Consider the following 24,021-nt stretch of genomic DNA (forward strand, 5'->3'; position numbering starts at 1 on the left):
TGCAATCACGTGTGGGAGCTGGCTTGCCTGCGATAGCGGTGTGTCAGCCAAGTAAAAGGTCGCTGACAAGGCACCATCGCAGGCAAGCCAGCTCCCACACTTGAACTTCGCCAGTAATTGCTACCGCGTTCGGCACACAGATGCCGAGTTAAAAACAATAACAATCCAAGGTACTTCCCATGCCTAGCGAACCCACTGGTTCTTCTGTCGACTTCGAAAAAGTCGGCACCGATTACTTTCAACAACGAGAATTGAAAAAAGGCGCTGCCGGCTGGGTGCTGTTAGTCGGCCTTGGCGTCGCCTACGTCATCTCCGGCGACTATGCCGGCTGGAACTTCGGCCTGGCCCAGGGTGGCTGGGGCGGCATGTTCCTCGCCACATTGCTCATGGCTACCATGTACCTGTGCATGTGCTTCTCCCTGGCCGAACTGTCTTCGATGATCCCCACCGCCGGCGGTGGCTACGGTTTTGCCCGCAGCGCCTTTGGCCCTTGGGGCGGGTTTCTCACCGGCACCGCGATCCTGATCGAGTACGCCATCGCCCCCGCCGCAATTGCGGTGTTTATCGGCGCTTACTGCGAGTCGCTGTTCGGCATTGGCGGCTGGATGATCTACCTAGCGTTCTACATCATCTTTATCGGCATCCATATTTTTGGTGTCGGCGAAGCCTTGAAGCTGATGTTTGTCATCACCGCCGTCGCCGCGATCGCTTTGGGCGTATTCCTGGTGTCGATGGTGCCGCACTTCAACGTCGCCAACCTGCTGGATATTCCGGTGACCGAGGCCAAGGGCGCCAGCAGCTTCCTGCCGTTCGGCTATGTGGGCGTGTGGGCGGCGATCCCTTATGCGATCTGGTTTTTCCTCGCGGTAGAAGGCGTGCCCCTGGCCGCTGAAGAAACCAAGAACCCCAAGCGCGACCTGCCCCGTGGGCTGATCGGCGCGATTGTGGTGCTGACCAGTTTTGCCCTGTTGATCCTGGTGATCGCGCCGGGCGGAGCAGGCACGTATGCGCTGATCAAATCCGGTAACCCGTTGGTGGAAGCCCTGGCGCTGTCCTATGGCGGTTCGACCTGGATGGGCAGCTTCGTCAACCTGATTGGCCTGGCCGGTTTGATCGCAAGCTTTTTCTCGATTATCTACGCCTACTCGCGGCAGATCTTTGCCTTGTCCCGCGCTGGCTACCTGCCGCGCAAATTGTCCCAGACCAACAAGAGCAAGGCGCCAGTACTGGCATTGGTGATTCCCGGGATTATCGGTTTCGGCCTGTCGCTGACCGGCCAGGGCGACCTGCTAATTTTGGTGGCCGTGTTTGGCGCGACGATCTCCTATGTGCTGATGATGGCCGCGCACATCACCCTGCGCATCCGCCGCCCTAAGATGGAGCGCCCGTATCGCACGCCGGGCGGCATCTTCACCTCGGGCGTGGCGCTGGTACTGGCCTGCGTGGCCGTGGTGGCGGGCTTTTTGGTCGACCCACGCGTGGTGATTGGCGCGGCGGTCATCTATGGAGTATTAATTGCTTACTTTGCTTTCTACAGCCGGCATCACTTGGTAGCAGGCACGCCGGAAGAAGAATTCGCGGCGATCCAGGCCGCAGAGGCCGCCCTGCACTAAGCGCCGTAAACCTCGACGCGGGCGCCTGCTCGCGTCGTCAAGGAGACACTGTATGGCAAGTTTTTCCCACGCGGTGGGTGCACATACCTACCGCTTCGACAGCCTCAAGGACCTGATGGCCAAAGCCAGCCCGGCACGCTCCGGCGACTTCCTGGCCGGCGTCGCTGCGCAAAATGATGGCGAACGGGTCGCCGCCCAGATGGCGCTGGCGAATACACCCCTGAAGCACTTCCTCGAAGAAGTGCTGATTCCCTATGAAAGCGACGAAGTCACCCGGCTGATCATCGACACCCACGACAAACAGGCTTTTGCCACGGTCAGTCACCTCACCGTCGGTGGCCTGCGCGACTGGCTGCTCAGTGACGCGGCTGATGAACAATCCCTACGCGCACTGGCGCCGGGGCTGACACCGGAAATGGCGGCAGCCGTGTCCAAAATCATGCGCGTACAGGACCTGGTGCTGGTGGCACAGAAGATTCGCGTGGTCACCCAGTTTCGCGGCACCATGGGCCTGCGCGGGCGCTTGTCCACGCGCTTGCAGCCCAATCACCCCACCGACGAACCGGCGGGCATTGCCGCGAGCATTCTCGACGGCCTGCTCTACGGCAACGGCGACGCCATGATCGGCATCAACCCGGCCACCGACAGCATCGCCTCGATCTGCGCCATGCTGGAGATGCTCGACGCGATCATCCAGCGCTACGAAATCCCCACCCAGGCCTGCGTACTCACCCACGTCACCACCTCCATCGAGGCGATCAACCGTGGCGTGCCGCTGGACCTGGTGTTCCAGTCGATCGCCGGCACCGAGGCCGCCAACGCCAGTTTCGGCATCAGCCTGAGCGTGCTGCAGGAAGGTTACGAGGCTGGCCTGAGTCTCAAGCGCGGCACTCTGGGGCAAAACCTGATGTATTTCGAAACCGGCCAGGGCAGTGCCCTGTCGGCCAATGCGCACTTTGGGGTCGACCAGCAAACCTGTGAAACCCGTGCCTACGCCGTGGCCCGGCACTTCAAGCCGTTCCTGGTCAATACCGTGGTCGGTTTTATCGGCCCGGAGTACCTGTACAACGGCAAGCAGATCATCCGCGCCGGCCTGGAAGACCACTTCTGCGGCAAGCTGCTCGGCGTACCCATGGGTTGTGATATCTGCTACACCAACCACGCCGAAGCCGACCAGGACGACATGGACACCCTGTTGACCCTGCTCGGCGTGGCCGGCATCAACTTCATCATGGGCATCCCCGGCTCCGACGACATCATGCTCAACTACCAGACCACCTCGTTCCACGACGCCTTGTACGCCCGGCAAACATTGGGTTTAAAACCGGCGCCGGAGTTTGAACAGTGGCTGGCGAAAATGGGCATCTTCACGCAAGAAGGCGGCAAGGTGCGCTTCGGCAACAGCCTGCCACCGGCGTTTCGCCACGCTCTGGCGCAACTGGGATGAAGGAGCCGACCGTGCAACCAGAGTTGCCTGACAACCCGTGGCTGGAATTGCGCCGCCTGACCCCGGCGCGCATCGCCCTGGGCCGCACCGGCACCAGCATTCCTACCAGTGCCCAGCTGGACTTCCAGTTTGCCCACGCCCAGGCGCGGGATGCGGTGCACCTGCCCTTCGACCATGCCGCGCTCAGCGGCCAATTGGCCGAACGTGGCCGCGACAGCCTGTTGCTGCGCAGCGCCGCCACGGACCGGCATATGTACCTGCAACGCCCGGACCTTGGGCGACGCTTGAGCGATGAGTCGGCCCAAACCTTGCGCGACTACGCTTCGGCGCATCCGGGTGGCGTGGATTTGGCCATAGTGGTGGCCGATGGCCTGTCGGCATTGGCGGTGCATAAACATACGGCGCCGTTTCTGATGCGCCTGGAGGAACAGACCCACGCCGAAGGCTGGTCCTTGTCACCGGTGATACTGGTGGAACAAGGCCGCGTGGCGGTGGCCGATGAAATCGGACAATTACTCGGCGCCAAAATGGTGGTGATCCTGATCGGCGAACGGCCGGGGCTCAGCTCACCGGACAGCCTGGGCCTGTATTTCACCTACAACCCCAAGGTGGGCCTCACCGATGCGTATCGCAATTGCATCTCCAATGTGCGGCTGGAAGGCTTGAGCTATGGCATGGCGGCCCATCGCCTGCTGTACTTGATGCGTGAGGCGTGTCGCCGGCAACTGTCGGGGGTCAACCTCAAGGATGAGGCACAGGTTCAGACGCTTGAATCCGACGACCCGGACTTGATGAAGGGCAATTTCCTGCTCAGCCCACCGAGTGACCGATAGCGGCACGATTGCGCTTTTTTGCCGCATTAGGCAGCATCAAGTCACGGCCGCTCGCGTGGTCATACCCCATTTGGAAGTTGAGGCCTGGCATGCGGATTACTCAAGCGACCCTGGAACACCTGGACCTGTTGACCCCGTTGTTCGTCAAATACCGCGAGTTTTACGGGGCCCTGCCATTCCCGGATTCATCCCGGGCCTTCCTCGAAAAGCGCCTGCGACGCAAGGAATCGGTGATCTACCTGGCCCTGGCCGATGATGATGACAAGCGACTGCTGGGCTTTTGCCAGCTGTATCCGAGCTTTTCCTCGTTGTCGCTGAAACGGGTGTGGATCCTCAATGACATCTATGTAGCCGAGGATGCCCGCCGGCAACTGGTGGCCGACAACCTGATGCGCACGGCCAAGAAGATGGCCAAGGAAACCCAGGCCGTACGATTGCGGGTATCCACCAGCAGCGACAATGAAGTGGCGCAGAAGACCTATGAGTCCATAGGCTTTCGTGAAGACACCGAGTTCAAGAACTACGTGCTACCGATCAACGAAGACTGACCCCCAATCCCCCAAACACTGTAGATCTCTTGTGGGAGGGGGCTTGCTCCCGATGGCGGGGTGTCAGTTAACGAATTTGTCCCTGACCCACCGCAATCGGGAGCAAGCCCCCTCCCACAAAAAACCAAGCCAACCGCTTCACACTTTCACGACACTCCCCGCTACAAAAGCCACACGCTTTTCACCATTCAATCCGTATAATGCGGACCTCTCAAGGTTGTAAGAACCACGACATACACTTGTAGCCTTATTACCCGTCGTCCCCGCACTGGCCCGCTGAGCCGGGCCATTCACACAGGTGCCATCCATGGATTTCAACCCGCTTGACCTTATCCTGCATCTCGACGTTTACCTCGACATGCTGGTAACCAACTACGGTCCGTGGATCTACGCCATTCTGTTCCTGGTGATTTTTTGCGAGACCGGCCTGGTGGTCATGCCATTCCTGCCGGGTGATTCGTTGCTGTTTATCGCTGGCGCCGTAGCGGCTGGCGGCGGTATGGACCCAGTGCTGCTGGCCGGCCTGCTGATGCTGGCGGCGATCCTCGGCGACAGCACCAACTACGTCATAGGACGAACCGCTGGCGAACGCTTGTTCAGCAACCCCAACTCGAAGATCTTCCGCCGCGACTACCTGCAAAAGACCCACGACTTCTACGACAAGCACGGTGGCAAGACCGTGACCCTGGCGCGCTTTCTGCCGATCCTGCGTACTTTCGCGCCGTTCGTCGCCGGCGTGGCCAAAATGCCCTACCCGCGCTTCTTCGGGTTCAGCGTACTCGGCACCATCCTCTGGGTCGGTGGCCTGGTGACCCTGGGCTACTTCTTCGGCAACGTGCCCTTCATCAAGAAAAACCTGTCGCTGCTGGTGGTGTTCATCATCCTGCTGTCCCTGGTGCCGATGATCATTGGCGTGGTGCGCAGCCGCTTTGGCCGCACGTCCTCCGAAGCCAACCCACACTGATTGCCCATGTGGTCCCTAAGCGCCTGGCGTCGCCGGCGCCTGCTGGCCAAGCACCCGATTGCCGATGACACCTGGCAACGGGTGCGCCACCACCTGACCTTCCTCGACGGCATCAGCGCCGAGCAAGACCAGTGGCTGCGCGAAGCCTGCGTGATCTTCCTCGCCGAAAAACACCTCACCGCCCTGCCCGGCGTCGACCTGCACCAGGAACAACGCCTGCTGCTCGCCGCGCAGGCGCAATTGCCGCTGATGAACCTGGGCGACCTCGACTGGTATCAGGGCTTTCATGAAATCGTGCTGTACCCCGACGACTTCCTCAGCCCGCAGCGCCATCGCGATGCCAGCGGCGTGGAGCACGAGTGGGACGGCGAACACAGCGGCGAAGCCTGGCAACAAGGCCCGGTGATCCTCGCCTGGCCTGGGGTGCTCGCCAGTGGCCAATGGGAAGGCTACAACCTGGTCATCCATGAATTGGCGCACAAGCTCGACATGCTCAACGGCGACGCCAACGGCCTGCCACCGCTGCACCACGACATGCGCGTGCAGGAATGGGCCAGCGTGATGCAAAGCGCCTTCGACGACCTCAATCGCCAACTGGACGCCAACCCGGAGGCCGACACCGAGATCGACCCTTACGCGGCGGAAAACCCAGCTGAATTCTTTGCCGTCACCAGCGAGTACTTTTTCAGCGCACCGGATTTACTGGTCAACCGTTATCCACAGGTGTACGCCCAACTCAGCCGCTTCTACCGCCAGGACCCACTGGCGCGCCTGACCCAACTGCAAGCCGGCGACCCACGTTATCAGCCGCAAGGCGAATGACCGTACGACGCTTGGCGCATGGCATCGGCGTCAGAATATGCCTATAATCGCCGCCACTTTTAGGCCAATCCGGCCATGTCATATGGCCAACTAACGGGGGCAACGCCCAATGAGCTACAGCAAGATTCCGGCTGGCAAAGACCTGCCGAACGACATCTACGTCGCCATCGAAATTCCGGCCAACCACGCGCCGATCAAATACGAAATCGACAAAGACAGCGACTGCCTGTTCGTTGACCGTTTCATGGCCACCCCGATGTTCTACCCGGCCAACTACGGTTTCATCCCCAACACCCTGGCTGACGACGGCGACCCCCTCGACGTGCTGGTCGTGACCCCTTACCCGGTTACCCCAGGCTCGGTTATCCGCGCACGTCCAGTCGGCATCCTGAACATGACCGACGACGGCGGCGGCGATGCCAAAGTCATCGCAGTGCCACACGACAAGCTGTCCCAGCTGTACGTGGACGTGAAGGAATACACCGACCTGCCGCCACTGCTGCTGGAACAGATCAAGCACTTCTTCGAGAACTACAAAGACCTCGAAAAAGGCAAATGGGTGAAGATCGACGGTTGGGGCAACGCAGAAGCCGCCCGCGCCGAGATCATGAAGTCGGTTGCCGCCTACAAAGGCTGATACCCGCGCCTGATTTTGCTTCGGCAAATAAAAAAGCCCCGTTAGTTCGGGGCTTTTTTATGGGCAAAATTAAACATCAAGTTCAATGTTTATTTTGCGCTGTTTATCTAAGTTGCACACCTGAAAGATCGAGCCACAACTAAGCCAAATCCTACATATGCAATTCAACGCATGGTTTATTTGATTAGTTTTTCCCGCCAGTAAACTCTGCGTTTATGAATACATCAGGTGATCGTTTAAAAGCGCTACTCCGGGAAGTTAATCTTTCCGCCTCCGACTTCGCCAAGAACCGCGGCGTCACGCCTCAACACGTGAACAACTGGTTCAAACGCGGCGTTCCCATGGGCCGACTCAACGAGATAGCAGAACTGCTGTGCGTCTCAAGTCGCTGGTTAAGCGACGGCCGAGGCCCCAAACACCCGCCCGCCAACTACCTGCTGGAAGGCCCCGACACAAGGAAACTACTGCCCACCCGCGAAGACACCGGCAAATACCTCACAGGCCCCGCCTGCCGTCCGGAAACAACCGACGTGGAGATCCCCCTCCACCCCACATTCACCTCAAGCGAACGCATCCGCGTCTCCCGGCACAGCCTGCAAACCCTCAACGTCCATCCCGACCGCGCGGTAGGCGCTTACATGGTCGACAACAGCATGACCGACATCATCCAACAAGGCGCCACCCTTGCCATCGACCGAGGCCGCACCCAAATCATCGACGGCGAAATTTATGCGGTAGAGCACGACGGGATGCTGCGCATCAAATACCTCTACAACCGACCTGGCGGTGGTTTGCGCCTGCGCAGCCACAACGCCGCCGAACACCCGGACGAATACCTCAACCACGAAGAACGCTTCGAACAAAGCTTCAAGGTTGTCGGCTGGGTATTCTGGTGGTCCACCCTTAACAACCGCCGCCCGCCCGTGCCGCTGGATGAGCACCTGCTGGGCTGGGAAGGCTCTAAATCGGAACCGGAGGTGGGCAACTGAGGGGAATGTGGGTAGAATGCGCCGCACATTTGGCAGGGGGATGGCTTAGCTATCTGCCCTGTCAGGCGATGCGGAGGAGTTCCCGCGGATGCCCCTACTATTCAGCCCGACGCCATGTGGGCTGAGCGATTTGAAGGCTGGTGAGGTTTGTCAAAAACAAGCTGAGGCAGTCCCCGAGAAGCCGGCCACAAGCCGGCTTTTTAATGCCCCTCCTTAAACATCAATCACGTAGCCTTAAAGATCCACTCTGCGCTCCCTGAACATGTCTCTGGTGCAATAGGCAGCCATTCAAAGGCCAGTGGGCTCCAGCAATATCAAAATGACTCGACGCAATTTAGGTGTATTACCCCTTCTTCATTGCTTCACCCAAATAATCAGCAACCTGATCGATATCCAACATGTCGCCAACAGCGACACGAGGATGAAACATGTCGCAAAAATACAAAAATAACGACACGTTATGCACGCGGGCTTACACTAGCGACATGACAAGGGCGCTTATAAAAGCGGCCTCACCTTTAATTGGACGTCCTAGTGAGCGTGCGCCCATGACTAACCCCCAGCGGCCTTGGCAGGCGGATAGACCCTATAACCAGCTTCCACCCTTGCCGCCAAAGGCAGAACTGGAAACCCGAGCAGTCCTCAAACGCTGCATCGAAGCTCGAGCAGCCTTGGCCGAATTGAAACAAGCAGCCGAGCTGATTCCTAACCAAACGATGCTGATCAATACGATCCCGCTGCTGGAAGCCAAGGACAGCTCCGAGATCGAAAGTATTGTCACTACTACAGATTTACTCTTTCAGCATGCCCAGGATGGCGCCAATCATGCAGATCCCGCGACCAAAGAAGCCCTCCGGTACCGCAAGGCTCTACATAACGGTTTCCAGTCGCTGGCTGAACGTCCACTCTCTACCGGCACAGCAGTAGAGATCTGTCGAACGCTCAAGGGTGTAGACATGGACATCCGTCGAGTACCAGGCGTCCAGCTAGCCAATGATCGAACCGGAGAAATCATCTATACCCCACCAGAGGGCGAAGATCGCTTACGCGACTTGCTCGCCAACTGGGAACGTTTTCTACACAACGAGACAGACCTCGACCCGCTGGTTCGCATGGCTGTCGGGCACTATCAGTTCGAGGCTATTCATCCATTCACAGACGGCAATGGTCGTACCGGGCGCGTGCTAAACACCCTGTATCTGATCCAGGAAGGTCTGTTGAATCTACCGATTCTCTACCTTAGCCATTTCATCATTGCGCATAGAGCCGATTACTATCGACTACTGCTTGATGTCACACGCGAACAGGCCTGGGAGCCCTGGCTGCTGTACATGCTTACTGCCGTGGAAGAAACCGCTCGCTGGACCAGTGCCAAAATTGCCGCCATTCGCAGCCTGTCCGAACACACCAGCCAATTTGTTCGCGAGCGTCTGCCGAAAACCTACTCACGCGAATTGGTGGACGTGATTTTTGAGCAGCCCTATTGCCGTATTAGCAACGTCGTCGACAAGCAGATCGCCCAGCGCCAGGCTGCTTCTCGCTACCTCAAAGAGCTGGTCTCCATTGATGTTCTGCAAGAGGTTCAGGTCGGAAAGGAAAAACTGTTCATTCATCCAAAGCTGATGCAGTTGCTGATTCGCGACGGCAACGAATTCAAGCCGTATTTCTGAGCCGAGATTAAGGAAATCGTGAATAAGTCGCCTGGACGATAAAAACGAACAGGCGACGTCATATCACCTAGGCTGCAAACACTCCACAGCCCGATCCGCCACCATCTTCGCCATCTCCACCAAATGCATCACCGCTCTCTGCGGCGCAGCCACTGACTCACCGATCACCTGCGACGTAGCCAGCGCACAATGCAGCAACTCAGCCACCTGCACCCAGGCATCCTCGAAGCTCAGTTCTTCATTGACCGTGAATGGGTTGGTCGCGCCTGACGACGGCAAATCCGAAACAACGTTATCCATAGCAAGACTCCAATCGATAATTTGAAGCTGCCATTTACGCGACTAAACGAAAGGTGGCAGCTGTACGCAGGTTAGTCGACCGGTCGATTGGAACCCGGCGCACCCGAAGGTGCCCTGCGCACAGCCACCATAAGATGCAGGCGAAAGAGTGCCTGACTCATGAGTTGCTTATGCGCCAATCGAATCCGGGCGACTAAACCCGATCACTGAATTAGCAGTGACGGTCAGCAGCCTAGTCACCCAATTCCACTGGCGCAAGCGGTTGGGATTCTCTCGGAAACGTCCTGCAAATGAAAGGGATCGTACCTGCTGGCTACTCAAAATCAGGCAATTCATTCGCGTTATGCGCATTAGTACGGCGCCCCCAATCGTTCGCTCGCTGTCTCCTTTAAGTTGACAGTAAGACTCGTCCCACCCGATTTATCCCCCGCCACCCACCCATTAATCTGTGCCCATGTTGAACGCAACGCCCAACCAACCTAAACAAAAAGGATTCAACCATGAGCGCTCCCACCTACAACCGCTTGAACAAAGACGACGCCATTGTTCTGCTGGTAGACCACCAGACCGGCCTGATCTCCCTAGTGCAGGACTTCTCCCCCAACGAGTTCAAGAACAACGTGCTCGCCCTGGCTGACCTGGCCAAGTTCTTCAACCTGCCGACCATCCTCACCACCAGCTTCGAGCAAGGCCCCAATGGCCCGCTGGTGCCAGAGTTGAAGGAAATGTTCCCGGATGCGCCGTACATCGCCCGCCCAGGCCAGATCAACGCCTGGGACAACGAAGACTTCGTCAAGGCGATCAAGGCCACCGGGCGCAAGCAGATCATCATTGCCGGTGTGGTGACGGATGTGTGCGTGGCGTTCCCGACCTTGTCGGCGCTGGCAGAAGGCTTTGAGGTGTTTGTGGTGACGGATGCGTCCGGCACGTTCAACACCACGGTGCAGCAGGCGGCGTGGAGCCGGATGACGCAGGCCGGTGCGCAGTTGATGAACTGGTTCTCGGTGGCGTGTGAGCTGCACCGCGACTGGCGCAACGATATCGAAGGCCTGGGTAACCTGTTGTCCCAGCGGATTCCCAACTATCGCAACTTGATGAACGGTTACGCGGCGCTGACAGCTCATCAGAAATAAGCAAACCCAGCGTGATAAGCCTGCCCTGAAAAGCAGGCTTTTTCCGTTGCTTGCCCGCCCCTAGCCCGCCAACTCCCGTTCGATCTGCTCAATACTCGGCAAACTGGTTTGCAATTCTGCGGGCAAAGATTCCACCAATTGATATTCCGCCACGCCGATAGGTCGGTTGTTATCGCGCAGTGCATATTCAGCCACCACCTCATTTTACCTTTGCACAACAACAGACCAATCGTCGGGCCATCCTGTGGGTGCTTTATCTCGGCATCCACAGCTGCGAGGTAGAAGCTCAGTTTGCCCAAGTGTTTGGGCTTGAACTTGCCAGCCTTGAGTTCGATCACCACGTAGCAACGCAGCTTCAAGTGATAGAACAGCAGGTCGACGAAGAATTCGTCACCGCCCACATTCAACAGCACTTGCCGGCCTACGAAGGCAAAGCCTGCGCCCAATTCCAATAAGAAGTCGGTGACATGCTTGATCAGGGCGTTTTCAATATCACGCTCTTGCGCGTTCAGGCCCAGGCTGAGGAAGTCAAAGCGGTAAGGGTCCTTGAGGGTTTCACGCGCCAGATCGGATTGGGCTTTGGGCAGATGGCTTTCAAAGTTGCTGACGGCCTTGCCACTGCGTTCCAGCAGGCGGTTTTCAATGTGCATCATCAGCGTGTTGCGCGACCAGCTGTGTTTAACGGCCTGGAGAATGTACCAACGACGTGTTTCTGGACCCGGAAGCTTATCGAGCAACACTAGGTTGTGACCCCAGGGCAATTGTGCAGCAGCTTGTTGCACAAATTCCGCTTCTGGCCCCGCCTCGGCAAAAGCACGCATGTACTTCAGATTGCGCGGCGAAAAACCCTCGATGTCTGGAAAGGCCGCCCGCAGATCCTGCGCAAGGCGATCGATCACTTTGCTACCCCAGCCTTGATCGTTCTGACGGGTCAAAATATCGCGACCGATCTGCCAGTAGAGCAGCACCAGTTCGCGTACCTTGCAGAAAGGTCCTGCTGGCACTGGCTGTGGCCCTTGACTCTCCCCTATACGGCACCCCCTACCCTGAACGCCCATTTCAGGAGCCTTCAGCATGAGTCAGCGCATCCTGGTCATTCTCGGCCATCCGTCCACCGATAGTTTTTGTTCAGCCATGGCGCAGACCTATATCCACGCTGCGAAAACGGCAGGTCACGAAGTACGCATCCTGCACCTGGGTAACCTCACATTCGACCCGACTCTTCACCACGGTTATACCCAGGCTCAAACACTGGAACCCGACTTGCTCAGCGCCCAAGCCGACATCCTTTGGGCCGAGCACCTCACATGGGTTTTCCCTGTTTGGTGGGGTGGTATCCCGGCACTGATGAAAGGCTTTATCGACCGAGTTTTCCTACCCGGCTTCGCCTTCAAATACCGCGCAGGCAAGGCATTCCCTGACAAGCTACTCAAGGGCCGAAGCGCGCACTTGTTAGTGACCCTGGACACGCCGGCGTGGTATTACCGCTGGGTCTACCGCATGCCGGCCATCCACCAGATGCGTCGCACCACGCTGGCGCTGTGCGGCATCACGCCGAGCAAGACGCTGCTGTTTGGCCCCGTGCTGGGCTCTACGTTGACGCAGCGGTCCCGGTGGCTGAAACAGGCCGGCGCATTATTTGAGAAAGGGAATTTTCATGTACATAGGCAAAGCCGCGCAGTTGTCCGGCACGACCATCAAGGCGATTCGTCACTATGAGGCGATTGGATTGATGCCCGAGCCGCAACGCCTTGGCGGCTACCGCGTTTATACGGCGCAGAGCGTAGAGCGACTGACCTTTATCAAATGCGCCCAGCAGCTCGGGTTCAAACTCAAGGAGTTGCAGGAGATTTTGCTGGGGTACGACGGTGACGCCTTTCCCTGGGACAGGGCGGACCAAGCCATCACCAACAAGAAGCACGCGCTGGCCGCGCAAATCGCCGTGTTGCAACGGATGCAGGCGGGCTTGATTGAGTTTGAAACCCAACTGAAAGACGCCCAAGGGCACTGCTCGTCAATCAGTAGTGTCGCCATTTGAAGTAGCCCTTACGCATGAGTTGCCGCTGACTTTTGCGAGCCCCGTGTAAGGGCAATCTGATTTTCCAAACCGTTCATCCAGCCGCTTTTCGCTGCGGCAGACTCCGACGCCTTGCCTTCTGTCGAGACGTCATGGATGACCCACGCTGCCCACATTGCCGCTATCGAACATGAGCTGGATGGCTTCCATCAGAGCCTGGTGGAGTACCGCCAGCAAATGGACGCCTGGTATTCGCGCGCGCTGGATTCGGTCAGCCATGCAGCGGATATGCCGTCGTTGCTGGGCATGGACCGAGTGTTGCGGGTTGGGGATTCGCAGCGTTCGGTGAGCATTACCGATGCAGATTTCTCCACCGTGGCCCGTTGCCCGGTGGGTGGCGTGCTGGAGATCGAGAGCAAATTCGAATCAGCGTATGACGTGCCGATTGGCGACATCCCGGTTGAGGTGATCGGCCTGGATGACGGCAGCTACACGCGGGTGATGCTCGATGAGCACGGCAAGGGCTCGCACTACTGCGCCGCTGGCGGGCGCTATCAGGTACGGGTTCAGGGCGGTGTTTCAGCGCAGCAAGTGGAGGCCTTGTTTGCCTCCTATGCAGGGCTGACGGCGGACTTGGAACAGTGGCTTCGGTCACAGTGGAAAGACTTCAAACCCCACTGGGAACGCTCTACTGCCAGCGCGATTGGCAGCGGCGTGCTGGCGGGCAGTTGGGCGGCGATCACGGATGTGTGGGACAGCATCAAGCTGGTGCAGGCGATTCTCGAAGATCCGCTGAAGTACGTCGAGCAACTGGGTAGCGAGGCGGCCAAGTTGGCGCAGATCGCCACCGATGCGCCCAAGGTCATGGAACAGGCGATGTTGCTCGCCAGTGACGAGGCGGCGCTGTACCTGTTACTGCGCACCGCCATGATCTGGCTGGACGCGTTACCGCCCCGTGAAGTCGCGCAAGCGGCCGCAGGTTTTATGGTGTCGTTGCTGATTGACCTGGTGATTGGCGCGGTGTTGACCATAGCGTTGCCGGCAGCGGGCGTGGCGTATTTGAGCGTTCGCCTGGTGAAGCATGGCGCACAAATTCTTAAGGCTGCCGTGGGCTTCGTGAAGGGGGTTCTGGCAATTCTCACCAAGTTCATGCAAGCGGTCGACCGTTATAAAGCGGTGGCGGTTCGCGGTGTGGTCGGCTGGGTGAAACAAGGCACGATGCAGATGCGCTGGCGGGCGCGGCAGAACGCGGTGCTGACGCAGAAAGAGCGTGTGGATGATGTGCCGGTCATGGCGTCGAATCCGAAGGGAGATGCGGCGGCGCCAGCGGACAAGACGGTCACCAACGGCTGCCCGGTGTCGATGGTCACCGGGGAAGAATTACTCACCCTCACCGACGGCGCGCTGGACGGGGTTTTGCCGTTTGAGTGGACCCGGCTGTATCGCACCAGTGCGGTGGATGTGGATTGCGGGTTGGGGTTTGGCTGGAGTCATGCACTGGCGCACAGGCTTTGTGTGTCGGGCGATTCGGTGGTGTGGACCGACCATGAGAACCGCTCGACCACCCTGCCCTTGCCGACTTCTGCTCGACCCGCGATTACCAACAGCCTGGCGGAAGCGGCGATCTACTTGGGCTCGACGCCTGATGAGCTGGTACTGGCCCAGGCGTCGCGGTTCTATCACTTTCGCGACGGTGCACTGGTTTCGATCAGCGATGCGTATGACAACCGTCTACGCATTTGCCGTGATCGTTCCGGGCGGATTGAGCGGCTGGATAACGGTGCTGGCCGCTCGCTGCTGCTGCGTTATGAGCTGGATCGAATCGTGGCGGTGGACTACCAGGTTCATCGCGCCACAGGGCGTGCACCTTACGTCTGGGAAACCGAGCAGAACGTTGTTTCCTACGCCTATGACGAAGCGGGACGACTGGTTTGCGCGACCAATGCCGTCGGTGAAAGCGAGCGTTATCGGTACGACGATCAGCACGTCATTCTTGAGCGGCAGCTGGCCGGTGGGGCGAGTTTCTTTTGGGCGTGGGAAGGCTCCGGCAAGGCGGCGCGTTGCGTCCGGCACTGGGCGAGCTTTTCGCAGATGGACACGCGCTATGCCTGGGGGGATGACGGCCGTGTCACCGTGCATAACGCCGATGGCAGCCAGGAAGTCTATGTCCACGACGACCGGGCGCGGTTGGTGCAGCGGATCGATCCGGACGGCGCCGAGCATTTCAAATCCTATGACGACAAAGGCCGGCTGACCGTCGAGCAGGACCCGCTGGGCGCGGTGACGGCTTATCAGTACGACGAAGCTGGGCGCTTGGTGGCGTTGTTTCCGGGGGATGATGAGCCGACGTCTTACGAGCATGACAACGGCTTCTTAAGGGTTGTAAGGCGCGGTGAGGCGGTTTGGAAATATGAGCGCAATGACCAGGGTGACGTCATCCGCAAGATTGATCCGGATGGCAGCGCGACTGACTACAGCTATAACAAACACGGGCAACTGACTGGGGTTTGGTACCCGGATCACAGTTGCCATCGGCTGGTGTGGAATGAGCGTGGGCAGTTGCTGGAAGAGCAATTGCCCAATGGCGGGATCAAGCGTTATCGCTATGACGATTTAGGGCGCCAGATTGCCCGTGAGGATGAACACGGCGCCCAGACCGTTTATGAATGGGACAGCGTCGGTAGGTTGATTCGCCTCGTCTTGCCAGGCGGCGCCACACGAGAGTTCAGCTACAACCCCTACGGGAAAATCATCGCCGAGCGCGATGAGCTCGGCCACGTCACCCGCTACGAATATGCCAATGGCCTGCACCTGATCAGCCGCCGCATCAACGCCGACGGCACCCAGGTCAAGTACCGCTACGACAACGCCAGGCTACTGCTGACCGAAATCGAAAACGAAGTCGGCGAAACCTACCAACTCGACTACCACCCCAACGGCCTGATCCAGCGGGAAATCGGCTTCGACGGCCAACGCACCGCCTACGTCTACGACCTCAACGGCAACCTGCAGGAAAAGACCGAATACGGCGACGATGGCAGTCAGCTAGTGACCCGCTACGAGCGCGACCACGCCGGTCGCCTCGTCCGAAAAACCCTGCCCGATGCCAGCGTTGTCGACTATGCCTACGACCGCCAGGGCAACCTCCTCAGCGTCGAAGACGGTCACTGGGCGTTGGCCTACGAGTACGACAAACAAAACCGCCTCACCGCCGAACACCAAGGCTGGGGCACCTTGCGCTACGGCTACGACGCCTGCGGCCAACTACAAAAACTGCGCCTGCCCGACAACAACCGCCTCACCTTCAACCATGACAAGGGAGGCCATCTCGCTACGGTCGAGCTCAATGGTGAGGTGCTCACCTCGCACTTATTCAAGAGCGGCCGCGAACACCAACGCCAACAAGGTCAACTGCTCAGCCATTACCACTACGACGACCAAAACCGCCTGCACGCCCACGCCGTTACGCAGCAGCAAAACTACCTCTACCAACGCCAATACGACTACGACAAAAGCGGCACCCTCACCCGCCTGCTCGACACCCGCAAGGGCCAGCACGACTATCGCTACGACCCGCTTAACCGCCTGACCCGCGCCGATCATTCGCAGGACGTGCAGGAACGCTTCGGCCATAACCCGGCGGGAAACTTGCTGATGCAAGACCGCCCTGGCCCAGACATTGTCGCGGCCAACCGCCTGGTGATCCAGGGCGACCGCCACTATGACTACGACGCCTTCGGCAACCTGATCCGCGAACGGCGAGGCAAGGGTCATCAACTCGTCACCGAATACCGCTACGACTGCCTGCATCGACTGATCGGCGTCACAAAACCGAACGGCGAAACCGCCAGTTATCGCTATGACCCGTTTGGGCGGCGCATCAGCAAAACCGTAGATGACAAAACCACGGAGTTTTTCTGGCAAGGCGACAAGCTGATTGCCGAACACCATGCGGACTGTCATCGCAGCTACATCTACGAACCGGACAGCTTCCGCCCATTGGCGCTGCTGGAAGGCTATGGTCCAAAGGACACCAAGCCCTACCACTACCAACTCGACCACCTCGGCACACCGCAGGAACTGACCAGCCCCGAGGGCGAAATCGTCTGGTCCGCCCATTGCCGCGCCTACGGCCAGATCGCCCGCCTCGACGTGGGCAAAATCGACAATCCGCTGCGTTTCCAAGGACAGTATTTCGACCAAGAAAGCGGGCTGCACTACAACCGCCATCGCTACTACAATCCGGACATTGGTCGTTACCTCACGCCGGATCCGGTGAAGTTGGCGGGTGGGATCAATGGGTACCGGTATGTACCCAATCCGACGGGATGGGTGGATCCACTAGGTCTAAATGCATGCCCCGGTGAAGATGGCTGTAAGCCCGAGATTGAAGCGCGTGAATCAGCCCAGGCAGTTCGAGTTAATGAGGGTCAACCAGAGCTACCAAAAGCAGGAGGAGCACAGCGAGCAGCCCGGTACTCGGCCAATTGGCAGACCGCTGACCTGAACGAAAATATCGTTAAATTTGCTGGGCCTGACCCGATAGTAATAACTACAGATAAAGGAAAGAAAATATACAAAAACCCTCAGAGCGGGATTGAAATAGTGGAGGACCTTAATGGTAATTACTTTAGAATTCACGACCCGTCCTTGCCGGGATCCAGGCGTTATCTTAGTTTAGCCGGAGCAATCCCCAACAACAAAACCTCCTCTTCTGGCAAACAGATGGGAAGAACACAAAGCGAATACAATGAAGTCACACATTTTAAAAAAGGAAATTCTCGATGAAATTGATTTGCACGCCATTGACTGGCGAAGCCATGTTTTTGCTAGACCTAAATGCGTGCCCAAACGACCAGATGGAGCGTGTGCTCCTCACAAGCATAGAGCACCAACAACTCTTGAAATCGGGAATATACGAGGAGATCAATGATTCTTTAAAAAAGATCATCGATGACTATGAGGACGAACACATTAACACTTCCGAAGAGCTCACCGAAATGCTAAGAATTTTAAAAAAAAATTCCTTGCCTGAAAACCCCGAACTATTAGAAAAAATAATCCATTTAACCCAGCTAGCTATCGATAGAAAAACCGGTGTTTTTTCTACTTCTAGGCACTAGACGTGAAATTAAAGAAAGCACGAGTTATAGAAACCAGCATCCATATAGAAGAGGACGTAATACTGCTCATCGAGGGAGTCATCATTAATTGCTTCGTCAGCTATTCCCCACATGAGATAGAAGTCGGAAAGACGTATGACGTCGAGCTGACAATGAATCTATCTGACGATTACGAGATTGAAAGGGTTGAACCGAGAACACCACTGATTGAAAAGACAAATTCCGGATACGCTTACCTACTTTATGGAAACCTACGCAACACACAATTTCACAGCTTCGTCTCATTAAACGATGAGGACATTCACTACGACCATCCTGAATGTAACGAGCGCTTCATAAAACTAAAAGTCGACAGAATCGACGTCAGCTTCCGTTGAATATCAAACGCGCCCCTGAGAACGCACTCTGTGGCCCAGTAGCGCCTCGACGATGAGCCGAATACAAAGCACAATCAGCTCACAAAATGAGCCGAATACTCTCTCTATTCGGCTCACACGCCCCCAGGCTTCTCCTTATGAATCAACAACACGCCACCTGGCCGACTACTGGAAAAAAACTGCCTGACACGCCTCCCCGGAGGCGGCCGCAGCACGCGTTATCAGATCAATTCCGCCCGGCAGTAACAGCCCCACTCATTTGCCCCAATCCCCCATGTCTGCTAGTGTCGCGCCGGTTTACCGTCTACCGGAATTGCCGCCATGGCCCGCAAAAAAGTTGCACTCGATTTCGAACAATCCCTCGCCGACCTGCAAACCCTGGTCGAGCGTCTGGAGAACGGCGAGTTGTCGCTGGAAGACTCGTTGACGGCATTTGAGCAAGGCATTGGCCTGACCCGCGACTGTCAGAGCGCGTTGGCGCAGGCGGAGCAGAAGGTCCAGGTGCTGCTGGAGCGCGACGGGGAGTTGGCGCAAGAGCCTTTCGATGCGGAACAGCCGGAATGATCAGCGCGTATCAGGCCAGTAGCCAAGCCCGGGTGAATGCGGCGCTGGAGCCCTTGTTTGTTGCACCAAGCCCGGAATTGACGCGCCTCTATGAAGCCATGCGCTATAGCGTGATGAATGGCGGCAAGCGGGTGCGCCCGTTGCTGGCCTATGCGGCCTGCGAAGCCCTGGGCGCGCCGGCGGCCGAGGCCAATGGCGCAGCGTGTGCGGTGGAGTTGATCCACGCTTACTCCCTGGTACACGACGACCTGCCGGCGATGGATGACGACGATCTGCGTCGCGGCCAGCCCACGACCCACAAAGCCTTCGATGAGGCTTACGCGATCCTGTCCGGGGATGGCTTGCAGAGCCTGGCGTTCAGCGCGTTGCTGGACCCGGCACTAAGCAGCGTCAACGCCGAGATCCGCCTGCGCATGGTTACTGCCCTGGCCCACGCTGCTGGCCCGGCCGGAATGGTCGGCGGCCAAGCCATCGACATGGGTTCGGTCAGCCTCAAGCTGGATCAAGAAGCCCTTGAATACATGCATCGCCACAAGACCGGCGCGTTGATCGAAGCCGCCGTGCACCTGGGCGCCCTGGCCAGCGGCCGCGCCGACGCCGAGCAACTGGCGGCCCTGCAGACTTATTCCCGCGCGATCGGCCTGGCCTTCCAGGTGCAGGACGATATTCTCGACGTGGAAAGCGATACCGCCACCCTCGGCAAACGCCAAGGCGCCGATATTGCACGGGACAAGCCGACGTATCCGGCTCTGCTGGGGCTGGAAGCCGCCAAGGCATACGCCATTGAGTTGCGTGACCAGGCCCTGGATGCCCTGCGACCTTTCGACGCGGCAGCCGAGCCATTGCGTGACCTGGCGCGGTATATCGTCGAGCGCCGCCACTGACAGCCGCGGCCATTTGCGCCGCATATCGGCCAAGTTCGGCGCCCTGCGTGGGCAGTTTGCACGGCTTGAGGTAAACTGCCGCCTCTTCTATACCTATAACGATTCGCCTGATGCCCACGACGTTTCAAGAGATTCCCCGCAAACGCCCGTCCACGCCCCTGCTCGACCGCGCTGCCACGCCGGACGGCCTGCGTCGACTGGGTGAAGCCGAGCTGGAAACCCTGGCCGATGAATTGCGCCTGGAATTGCTCTATACGGTCGGCCAGACCGGTGGGCATTTCGGCGCCGGGCTGGGCGTGATCGAGCTGACCATCGCCCTGCATTACGTGTTCGACACCCCGGACGACCGGCTGGTGTGGGACGTGGGCCATCAGGCATATCCGCATAAAATCCTCACCGGCCGTCGCGAGCGCATGGGCAGCCTGCGCCAGAAGGACGGCCTGGCCGCCTTCCCGCGCCGTTCCGAGAGCGAGTACGACACCTTTGGCGTCGGCCACTCCAGCACGTCCATCAGTGCAGCGTTGGGCATGGCGATTGCCGCCCGTCTGCAAAACAGCGATCGCAAGGCGATTGCCGTGATCGGGGATGGCGCGCTGACTGCCGGCATGGCCTTCGAAGCGCTCAACCATGCGCCGGAAGTGGATGCCAACATGTTGGTGATCCTCAACGACAACGACATGTCGATCTCGCGCAATGTCGGTGGCCTGTCCAATTACCTGGCGAAAATCCTCTCCAGCCGCACCTACGCCAGCATGCGCGAAGGCAGCAAGAAAGTGCTGTCGCGTCTGCCTGGAGCGTGGGAAATCGCCCGTCGCACCGAAGAATACGCCAAGGGCATGCTGGTGCCCGGCACCCTGTTCGAAGAGCTGGGCTGGAACTACATCGGCCCTATCGATGGCCACGACCTGCCGACCCTGATCGCCACCTTGCGCAACATGCGCGACCTCAAGGGCCCGCAGTTCCTGCATATCGTCACCAAAAAGGGCAAAGGCTTTGCCCCGGCTGAAGTCGACCCGATTGGTTACCACGCGATCACCAAGCTCGAACCCCTGGACGCGCCCGCAGCCGCGCCGAAAAAGGCTAGCGGGCCGAAGTATTCCGGTGTGTTTGGCGAATGGCTGTGCGACATGGCGGCTGCCGACCCACGCTTGGTAGGCATCACCCCGGCGATGAAGGAAGGCTCCGACCTGGTGGCGTTCAGCGAGCGTTTCCCGTTGCGTTACTTCGACGTGGCGATTGCCGAGCAGCACGCTGTCACCTTCGCCGCCGGCATGGCCTGCGAAGGCGCCAAGCCGGTGGTGGCGATCTACTCCACCTTCCTGCAACGCGGTTATGACCAGTTGGTTCACGATGTGGCGGTGCAGAACCTCGACGTGCTGTTCGCCATCGACCGCGCCGGCCTGGTGGGCGAAGACGGCCCGACCCATGCTGGCAGCTTCGACCTGTCCTACCTGCGCTGCATCCCCGGCATACTGGTGATGACGCCCAGCGACGAAAACGAACTGCGCAAGATGCTCAGCACCGGCCACCTGTACAACGGCCCGGCCGCTGTGCGGTATCCCCGGGGCAATGGCCCGAATGCCGTGATCGAGAAAGACCTGGAGCCGATTGAGATCGGCAAAGGCGTCGTGCGTCGCCAAGGCAGCAAAACTGCATTCCTGGTGTTTGGCGTACAACTGGCCGAAGCGCTGAAAGTGGCTGAAAAGCTTGATGCCACAGTGGTGGACATGCGTTTCGTCAAACCGTTGGATGAAGCGCTGGTACGCGAAATCGCCGCCAGCCATGAGTTGTTGGTGACCGTCGAAGAGAACGCCATCATGGGCGGCGCCGGTGCGGCAGTCAGCGAGTTCCTGGCGCGGGAGAACATCCTCAAATCGGTGCTGCACCTGGGCTTGCCGGATGTGTACGTCGAGCACGCCAAGCCGGCGCAGATGCTGGCTGAGTGTGGCTTGGACGAGGCCGGCATCGAGGCTTCGGTGCGCGAGCGTTTGGCGCTTCTGGCCCTGTAGAAACCGGGACTAAATGTGGGAGGGGCGGTGCGACGATTCGGCTTGCTCCCGATAGCGGTGTATCAGTACCAGATGTTCTGACTGACACACTGTAATCGGGAGCAAGTCGAATCGTCGCACCGCCCCTCCCACATTTAACTTGTATCACCTTCAAAATCGCTATGGACAGCCCATGAAACGCCTGTGCCTCGCCCTGCTGCTTTTACCCGCCGCCGATCTGCTCGCCGACACCCGCGACCAGGCCTTGAAGCTCTCCGATGTGATCATCAGCGCCAACCGCCAAGTGCAGGCGCGTAACGACAGCAGCGCTGCCAACACCGTCTTCACCCGCGCCGACATCGACCGCCTGCAACCCACCAGCGTCACCGACCTGCTCAGCCGCGTGCCCGGTGTGCAGGTTGCGCCGACCGGTGGGCGTGGCAGTTTGCCGGGGATCTTCATTCGAGGCACAAAGTCTGCCCAGAGCCTGGTGCTGGTTGACGGTCAGCGCATCGCCAATACCACCTCAGGCGACAGCGGCTTGCAATACCTCAACGTCGACCAAATTGAACGGGTGGAAGTGCTGCGCGGCTCCCGTTCGGTGATCTACGGCAGCGATGCCATTGGCGGCGTGATCCAGGTATTTACCCGGCGCAATGCCGAGCAAGGCTTGCAGCCGCGCTTGAAGCTCGGGTTTGGCAGTAACCAGACTTGGGAACGTAGCCTGGGCTTGTCGGGCGGCGATGAACATACGCGCTTCAACCTGGGCGCAAGCCTGGATGAAACCGCAGGTATCAACGCGAGCCACGCATCGTTCCCCAGTGACGGCGACCATGACGCCTACCGCAACCAGTCCATCAGCCTGAACCTCCGCCATTCGTTCAGCGATGAGCTGGAGGTAGGTTTCAATCTGCTGGATAACCGGGGCAAGTCGGAATATGACAATAGCTTTGGCCGCTACGACAGCGTCACCGAGCAAAGCGTTGGTCAGAAACCTTACACCGACTACACCGTCAGCAGCGCCAGCGGTTATGTCGATGCCAAGCTCAATGAGACCTGGCAGTCGCGCCTGGAGTTGGGCCACAGCGAAAACCGTGACACCAAGCGCGATACGCTCAGTGATGATTTCAGCGCGTTCAATACCTACCGCGACTCGGTCAACTGGCAGAACGACCTGACCCTGAATGAGCAGAACAACCTGATCATCGGTGGCGACTGGTATGAAGACCGCTTCCACGGCTCCACCACCTTTACCGAAAACAGCCGCTGGAACCGCGCCGCTTTTGTGCAGCACCGCTTCCACAGCGAGTGGTTTTCTACCGAGCTTGGGCTGCGTCGCGACCAGAACCAGCAGTTCGGCGGCCAGAATAGCTGGAGCGGCACCCTGACCGTACCGGTCAACCCTGACAACGACCTACTCTTGAGCTACAGCGAAGGCTTCCGCGCGCCGACCTTCAACGACCTCTATTACCCCGACACGCAGTACAGCAACCCCAATCTGCAGCCCGAAACATCAAAGAGCTACGAGCTGCAATGGCGCAGCCAACTGACCGACAGCACACGCCTGGAAGCCTCGCTGTATCGTACCGACCTGAGCGACGCGATCATCCTTGACGCCGGCAAGCCGCAAAACGTGGCATCGGCGCGGATCAACGGCTTTGAAGCGGCGCTCAAGCAGGAAGTGTTTGGCTGGCAGGGCAACCTTGGCCTGTCGCTTATCGACCCGCGTGACCGTGACAGCGGCCACACCCTGGCACGTCGCGCTCGGCGTACATTGAACCTGGATCTGGATCGGCAGTTCGACAAGCTGGGCGTTGGCGCGAGCTGGCAGGCGATCAGCAGCAGCTACGACGATGAAGCCAATCGCAACCGTTTGGGCGGGTATGCCTTGTTGGGGCTACGCAGCAGTTGGGCGCTGAACCGGGAGGTATCGTTGTCGCTGAAGGTGGATAACGTGCTGGACAAGTCTTATGCACGGGCGAAGTACAGCTACCTCGGCGAGGCTCAGAATTATCGTGAAGAAGGTCGGGTGTGGATGGTTGGGCTGACATGGACGCCTGAGTTCTGAGGGGCCTGCACCGACGTCATCGCAGGCAAGCCAGCTCCCACAAT

At 58.7% G+C, this 24,021-nt stretch carries 19 protein-coding genes and 2 pseudogenes; 19 read left to right on the plus strand and 2 right to left on the minus strand.

Annotated features, from left to right (window positions below; all coding sequences use genetic code 11):
* The first annotated feature begins 179 nt into the window (after positions 1-179).
* The 9 genes from eat (at position 180) to fic (ending at position 9,523) form a co-directional block, all read left to right on the plus strand.
* A complete protein-coding gene (gene eat, locus PSEBG33_RS03425) occupies positions 180-1,613 on the plus strand; it encodes an ethanolamine permease (RefSeq protein ID WP_005791799.1) in 1,434 nt (477 codons plus the stop codon).
* A gap of 52 nt (positions 1,614-1,665) precedes the next feature.
* Positions 1,666-3,060: an ethanolamine ammonia-lyase subunit EutB gene (locus PSEBG33_RS03420; RefSeq protein WP_005791801.1), complete on the plus strand. Its 1,395-nt coding sequence runs from the start codon at positions 1,666-1,668 to the stop codon at positions 3,058-3,060.
* Positions 3,057-3,893, plus strand: coding sequence for an ethanolamine ammonia-lyase subunit EutC (eutC, locus tag PSEBG33_RS03415; RefSeq protein ID WP_032803728.1), 837 nt, complete (start codon positions 3,057-3,059; stop codon positions 3,891-3,893). The genes PSEBG33_RS03420 and eutC overlap by 4 nt, the downstream gene beginning before the upstream one ends.
* Before the next feature lie 89 nt (positions 3,894-3,982).
* Entirely contained in the window at positions 3,983-4,441 is a 459-nt protein-coding gene (locus tag PSEBG33_RS03410; protein ID WP_005791806.1) for a GNAT family N-acetyltransferase, read from the plus strand.
* A 307-nt stretch (positions 4,442-4,748) separates the two neighbouring features.
* A complete protein-coding gene (locus tag PSEBG33_RS03405; protein ID WP_003194521.1) occupies positions 4,749-5,405 on the plus strand; it encodes a DedA family protein in 657 nt (218 codons plus the stop codon).
* A gap of 6 nt (positions 5,406-5,411) precedes the next feature.
* Positions 5,412-6,227, plus strand: a complete 816-nt coding sequence (locus PSEBG33_RS03400) for a zinc-dependent peptidase (RefSeq protein WP_005791808.1) — start codon at positions 5,412-5,414, stop codon at positions 6,225-6,227.
* Between the two features lie 109 nt (positions 6,228-6,336).
* On the plus strand, positions 6,337-6,864 hold the full coding sequence (ppa, locus tag PSEBG33_RS03395; RefSeq protein ID WP_005791810.1) for an inorganic diphosphatase: 528 nt from the start codon (positions 6,337-6,339) through the stop codon (positions 6,862-6,864).
* Between the two features lie 215 nt (positions 6,865-7,079).
* Positions 7,080-7,853, plus strand: a complete 774-nt coding sequence (locus tag PSEBG33_RS03390) for a LexA family transcriptional regulator (protein ID WP_005791812.1) — start codon at positions 7,080-7,082, stop codon at positions 7,851-7,853.
* Between the two features lie 548 nt (positions 7,854-8,401).
* The gene (fic, locus tag PSEBG33_RS03385) at positions 8,402-9,523 is read left to right on the plus strand and encodes a protein adenylyltransferase Fic (protein WP_005791814.1); all 1,122 of its coding nucleotides are present in this window, start codon (positions 8,402-8,404) and stop codon (positions 9,521-9,523) included.
* 63 nt (positions 9,524-9,586) lie between these two features.
* Here the strand turns inward: fic and PSEBG33_RS03380 are convergent, their stop codons facing one another.
* The gene (locus PSEBG33_RS03380) at positions 9,587-9,823 is read right to left on the minus strand and encodes a hypothetical protein (protein ID WP_005791816.1); all 237 of its coding nucleotides are present in this window, start codon (positions 9,821-9,823) and stop codon (positions 9,587-9,589) included.
* A gap of 500 nt (positions 9,824-10,323) precedes the next feature.
* Here PSEBG33_RS03380 and ycaC point away from each other — a divergent pair, with 500 nt between their 5' ends.
* On the plus strand, positions 10,324-10,956 hold the full coding sequence (ycaC, locus tag PSEBG33_RS03375; protein ID WP_003194533.1) for an isochorismate family cysteine hydrolase YcaC: 633 nt from the start codon (positions 10,324-10,326) through the stop codon (positions 10,954-10,956).
* Positions 10,957-11,016: 60 nt separating this feature from the next.
* On the opposite strand, the pseudogene PSEBG33_RS28090 reads toward ycaC, so the two are convergent.
* A pseudogene (locus tag PSEBG33_RS28090) lies at positions 11,017-11,933 on the minus strand (PDDEXK nuclease domain-containing protein); the annotation flags it as partial.
* Positions 11,934-12,030: 97 nt separating this feature from the next.
* Here PSEBG33_RS28090 and PSEBG33_RS03365 point away from each other — a divergent pair.
* The 9 genes and pseudogenes from PSEBG33_RS03365 to PSEBG33_RS03330 all read left to right on the plus strand — a co-directional run bounded on the left by PSEBG33_RS03365 (position 12,031) and on the right by PSEBG33_RS03330 (position 23,977).
* Positions 12,031-12,675, plus strand: coding sequence for an NAD(P)H-dependent oxidoreductase (locus PSEBG33_RS03365; protein WP_005791820.1), 645 nt, complete (start codon positions 12,031-12,033; stop codon positions 12,673-12,675).
* On the plus strand, positions 12,614-12,994 hold the full coding sequence (locus PSEBG33_RS03360) for a MerR family transcriptional regulator (RefSeq protein ID WP_087945265.1): 381 nt from the start codon (positions 12,614-12,616) through the stop codon (positions 12,992-12,994). The genes PSEBG33_RS03365 and PSEBG33_RS03360 overlap by 62 nt, the downstream gene beginning before the upstream one ends.
* Positions 12,995-13,129: 135 nt before the next feature.
* On the plus strand, positions 13,130-17,761 hold the full coding sequence (locus PSEBG33_RS03355; RefSeq protein ID WP_005791825.1) for an RHS repeat-associated core domain-containing protein: 4,632 nt from the start codon (positions 13,130-13,132) through the stop codon (positions 17,759-17,761).
* Positions 17,758-18,096 (plus strand): hypothetical protein, encoded by a 339-nt coding sequence (locus PSEBG33_RS03350; protein WP_005791827.1) that lies wholly within the window; start codon positions 17,758-17,760, stop codon positions 18,094-18,096. The genes PSEBG33_RS03355 and PSEBG33_RS03350 overlap by 4 nt, the downstream gene beginning before the upstream one ends.
* A gap of 519 nt (positions 18,097-18,615) precedes the next feature.
* Positions 18,616-18,719 (plus strand): annotated as a pseudogene (locus PSEBG33_RS30225) (hypothetical protein); the annotation flags it as partial.
* Positions 18,720-18,794: 75 nt separating this feature from the next.
* Positions 18,795-19,037 (plus strand): exodeoxyribonuclease VII small subunit, encoded by a 243-nt coding sequence (locus PSEBG33_RS03345; RefSeq protein WP_005791829.1) that lies wholly within the window; start codon positions 18,795-18,797, stop codon positions 19,035-19,037.
* Complete coding sequence (gene ispA / locus PSEBG33_RS03340) at positions 19,034-19,921, plus strand: (2E,6E)-farnesyl diphosphate synthase (RefSeq protein WP_005791831.1); 888 nt, start codon at positions 19,034-19,036, stop codon at positions 19,919-19,921. Before PSEBG33_RS03345 ends, ispA begins: the two co-directional genes overlap by 4 nt.
* A 110-nt stretch (positions 19,922-20,031) precedes the next feature.
* Positions 20,032-21,930, plus strand: a complete 1,899-nt coding sequence (gene dxs / locus PSEBG33_RS03335; RefSeq protein WP_005791833.1) for a 1-deoxy-D-xylulose-5-phosphate synthase — start codon at positions 20,032-20,034, stop codon at positions 21,928-21,930.
* A gap of 172 nt (positions 21,931-22,102) precedes the next feature.
* Complete coding sequence (locus tag PSEBG33_RS03330) at positions 22,103-23,977, plus strand: TonB-dependent receptor domain-containing protein (RefSeq protein WP_005791835.1); 1,875 nt, start codon at positions 22,103-22,105, stop codon at positions 23,975-23,977.
* The last annotated feature ends 44 nt before the right edge of the window (positions 23,978-24,021 follow it).

Origin of the sequence: Pseudomonas synxantha BG33R (genome assembly GCF_000263715.2) — a bacterium.
In the GTDB taxonomy this organism is placed as follows: Bacteria; Pseudomonadota; Gammaproteobacteria; order Pseudomonadales; family Pseudomonadaceae; genus Aquipseudomonas; species Aquipseudomonas synxantha_A.

What these genes read in the sequence shown, in the direction of transcription:
- eat (WP_005791799.1), top strand. Translation starts at nt 180, where the DNA reads ATGCCTAGCGAACCCACTGGTTCTTCTGTCGACTTCGAAAAAGTCGGC.
- PSEBG33_RS03420 (WP_005791801.1), top strand. Translation starts at nt 1,666, where the DNA reads ATGGCAAGTTTTTCCCACGCGGTGGGTGCACATACCTACCGCTTCGAC.
- eutC (WP_032803728.1), top strand. Translation starts at nt 3,057, where the DNA reads ATGAAGGAGCCGACCGTGCAACCAGAGTTGCCTGACAACCCGTGGCTG.
- PSEBG33_RS03410 (WP_005791806.1), top strand. Translation starts at nt 3,983, where the DNA reads ATGCGGATTACTCAAGCGACCCTGGAACACCTGGACCTGTTGACCCCG.
- PSEBG33_RS03405 (WP_003194521.1), top strand. Translation starts at nt 4,749, where the DNA reads ATGGATTTCAACCCGCTTGACCTTATCCTGCATCTCGACGTTTACCTC.
- PSEBG33_RS03400 (WP_005791808.1), top strand. Translation starts at nt 5,412, where the DNA reads ATGTGGTCCCTAAGCGCCTGGCGTCGCCGGCGCCTGCTGGCCAAGCAC.
- ppa (WP_005791810.1), top strand. Translation starts at nt 6,337, where the DNA reads ATGAGCTACAGCAAGATTCCGGCTGGCAAAGACCTGCCGAACGACATC.
- PSEBG33_RS03390 (WP_005791812.1), top strand. Translation starts at nt 7,080, where the DNA reads ATGAATACATCAGGTGATCGTTTAAAAGCGCTACTCCGGGAAGTTAAT.
- fic (WP_005791814.1), top strand. Translation starts at nt 8,402, where the DNA reads ATGACTAACCCCCAGCGGCCTTGGCAGGCGGATAGACCCTATAACCAG.
- PSEBG33_RS03380 (WP_005791816.1), bottom strand. Translation starts at nt 9,823, where the DNA reads ATGGATAACGTTGTTTCGGATTTGCCGTCGTCAGGCGCGACCAACCCA.
- ycaC (WP_003194533.1), top strand. Translation starts at nt 10,324, where the DNA reads ATGAGCGCTCCCACCTACAACCGCTTGAACAAAGACGACGCCATTGTT.
- PSEBG33_RS03365 (WP_005791820.1), top strand. Translation starts at nt 12,031, where the DNA reads ATGAGTCAGCGCATCCTGGTCATTCTCGGCCATCCGTCCACCGATAGT.
- PSEBG33_RS03360 (WP_087945265.1), top strand. Translation starts at nt 12,614, where the DNA reads ATGTACATAGGCAAAGCCGCGCAGTTGTCCGGCACGACCATCAAGGCG.
- PSEBG33_RS03355 (WP_005791825.1), top strand. Translation starts at nt 13,130, where the DNA reads ATGACCCACGCTGCCCACATTGCCGCTATCGAACATGAGCTGGATGGC.
- PSEBG33_RS03350 (WP_005791827.1), top strand. Translation starts at nt 17,758, where the DNA reads ATGAAATTGATTTGCACGCCATTGACTGGCGAAGCCATGTTTTTGCTA.
- PSEBG33_RS03345 (WP_005791829.1), top strand. Translation starts at nt 18,795, where the DNA reads ATGGCCCGCAAAAAAGTTGCACTCGATTTCGAACAATCCCTCGCCGAC.
- ispA (WP_005791831.1), top strand. Translation starts at nt 19,034, where the DNA reads ATGATCAGCGCGTATCAGGCCAGTAGCCAAGCCCGGGTGAATGCGGCG.
- dxs (WP_005791833.1), top strand. Translation starts at nt 20,032, where the DNA reads ATGCCCACGACGTTTCAAGAGATTCCCCGCAAACGCCCGTCCACGCCC.
- PSEBG33_RS03330 (WP_005791835.1), top strand. Translation starts at nt 22,103, where the DNA reads ATGAAACGCCTGTGCCTCGCCCTGCTGCTTTTACCCGCCGCCGATCTG.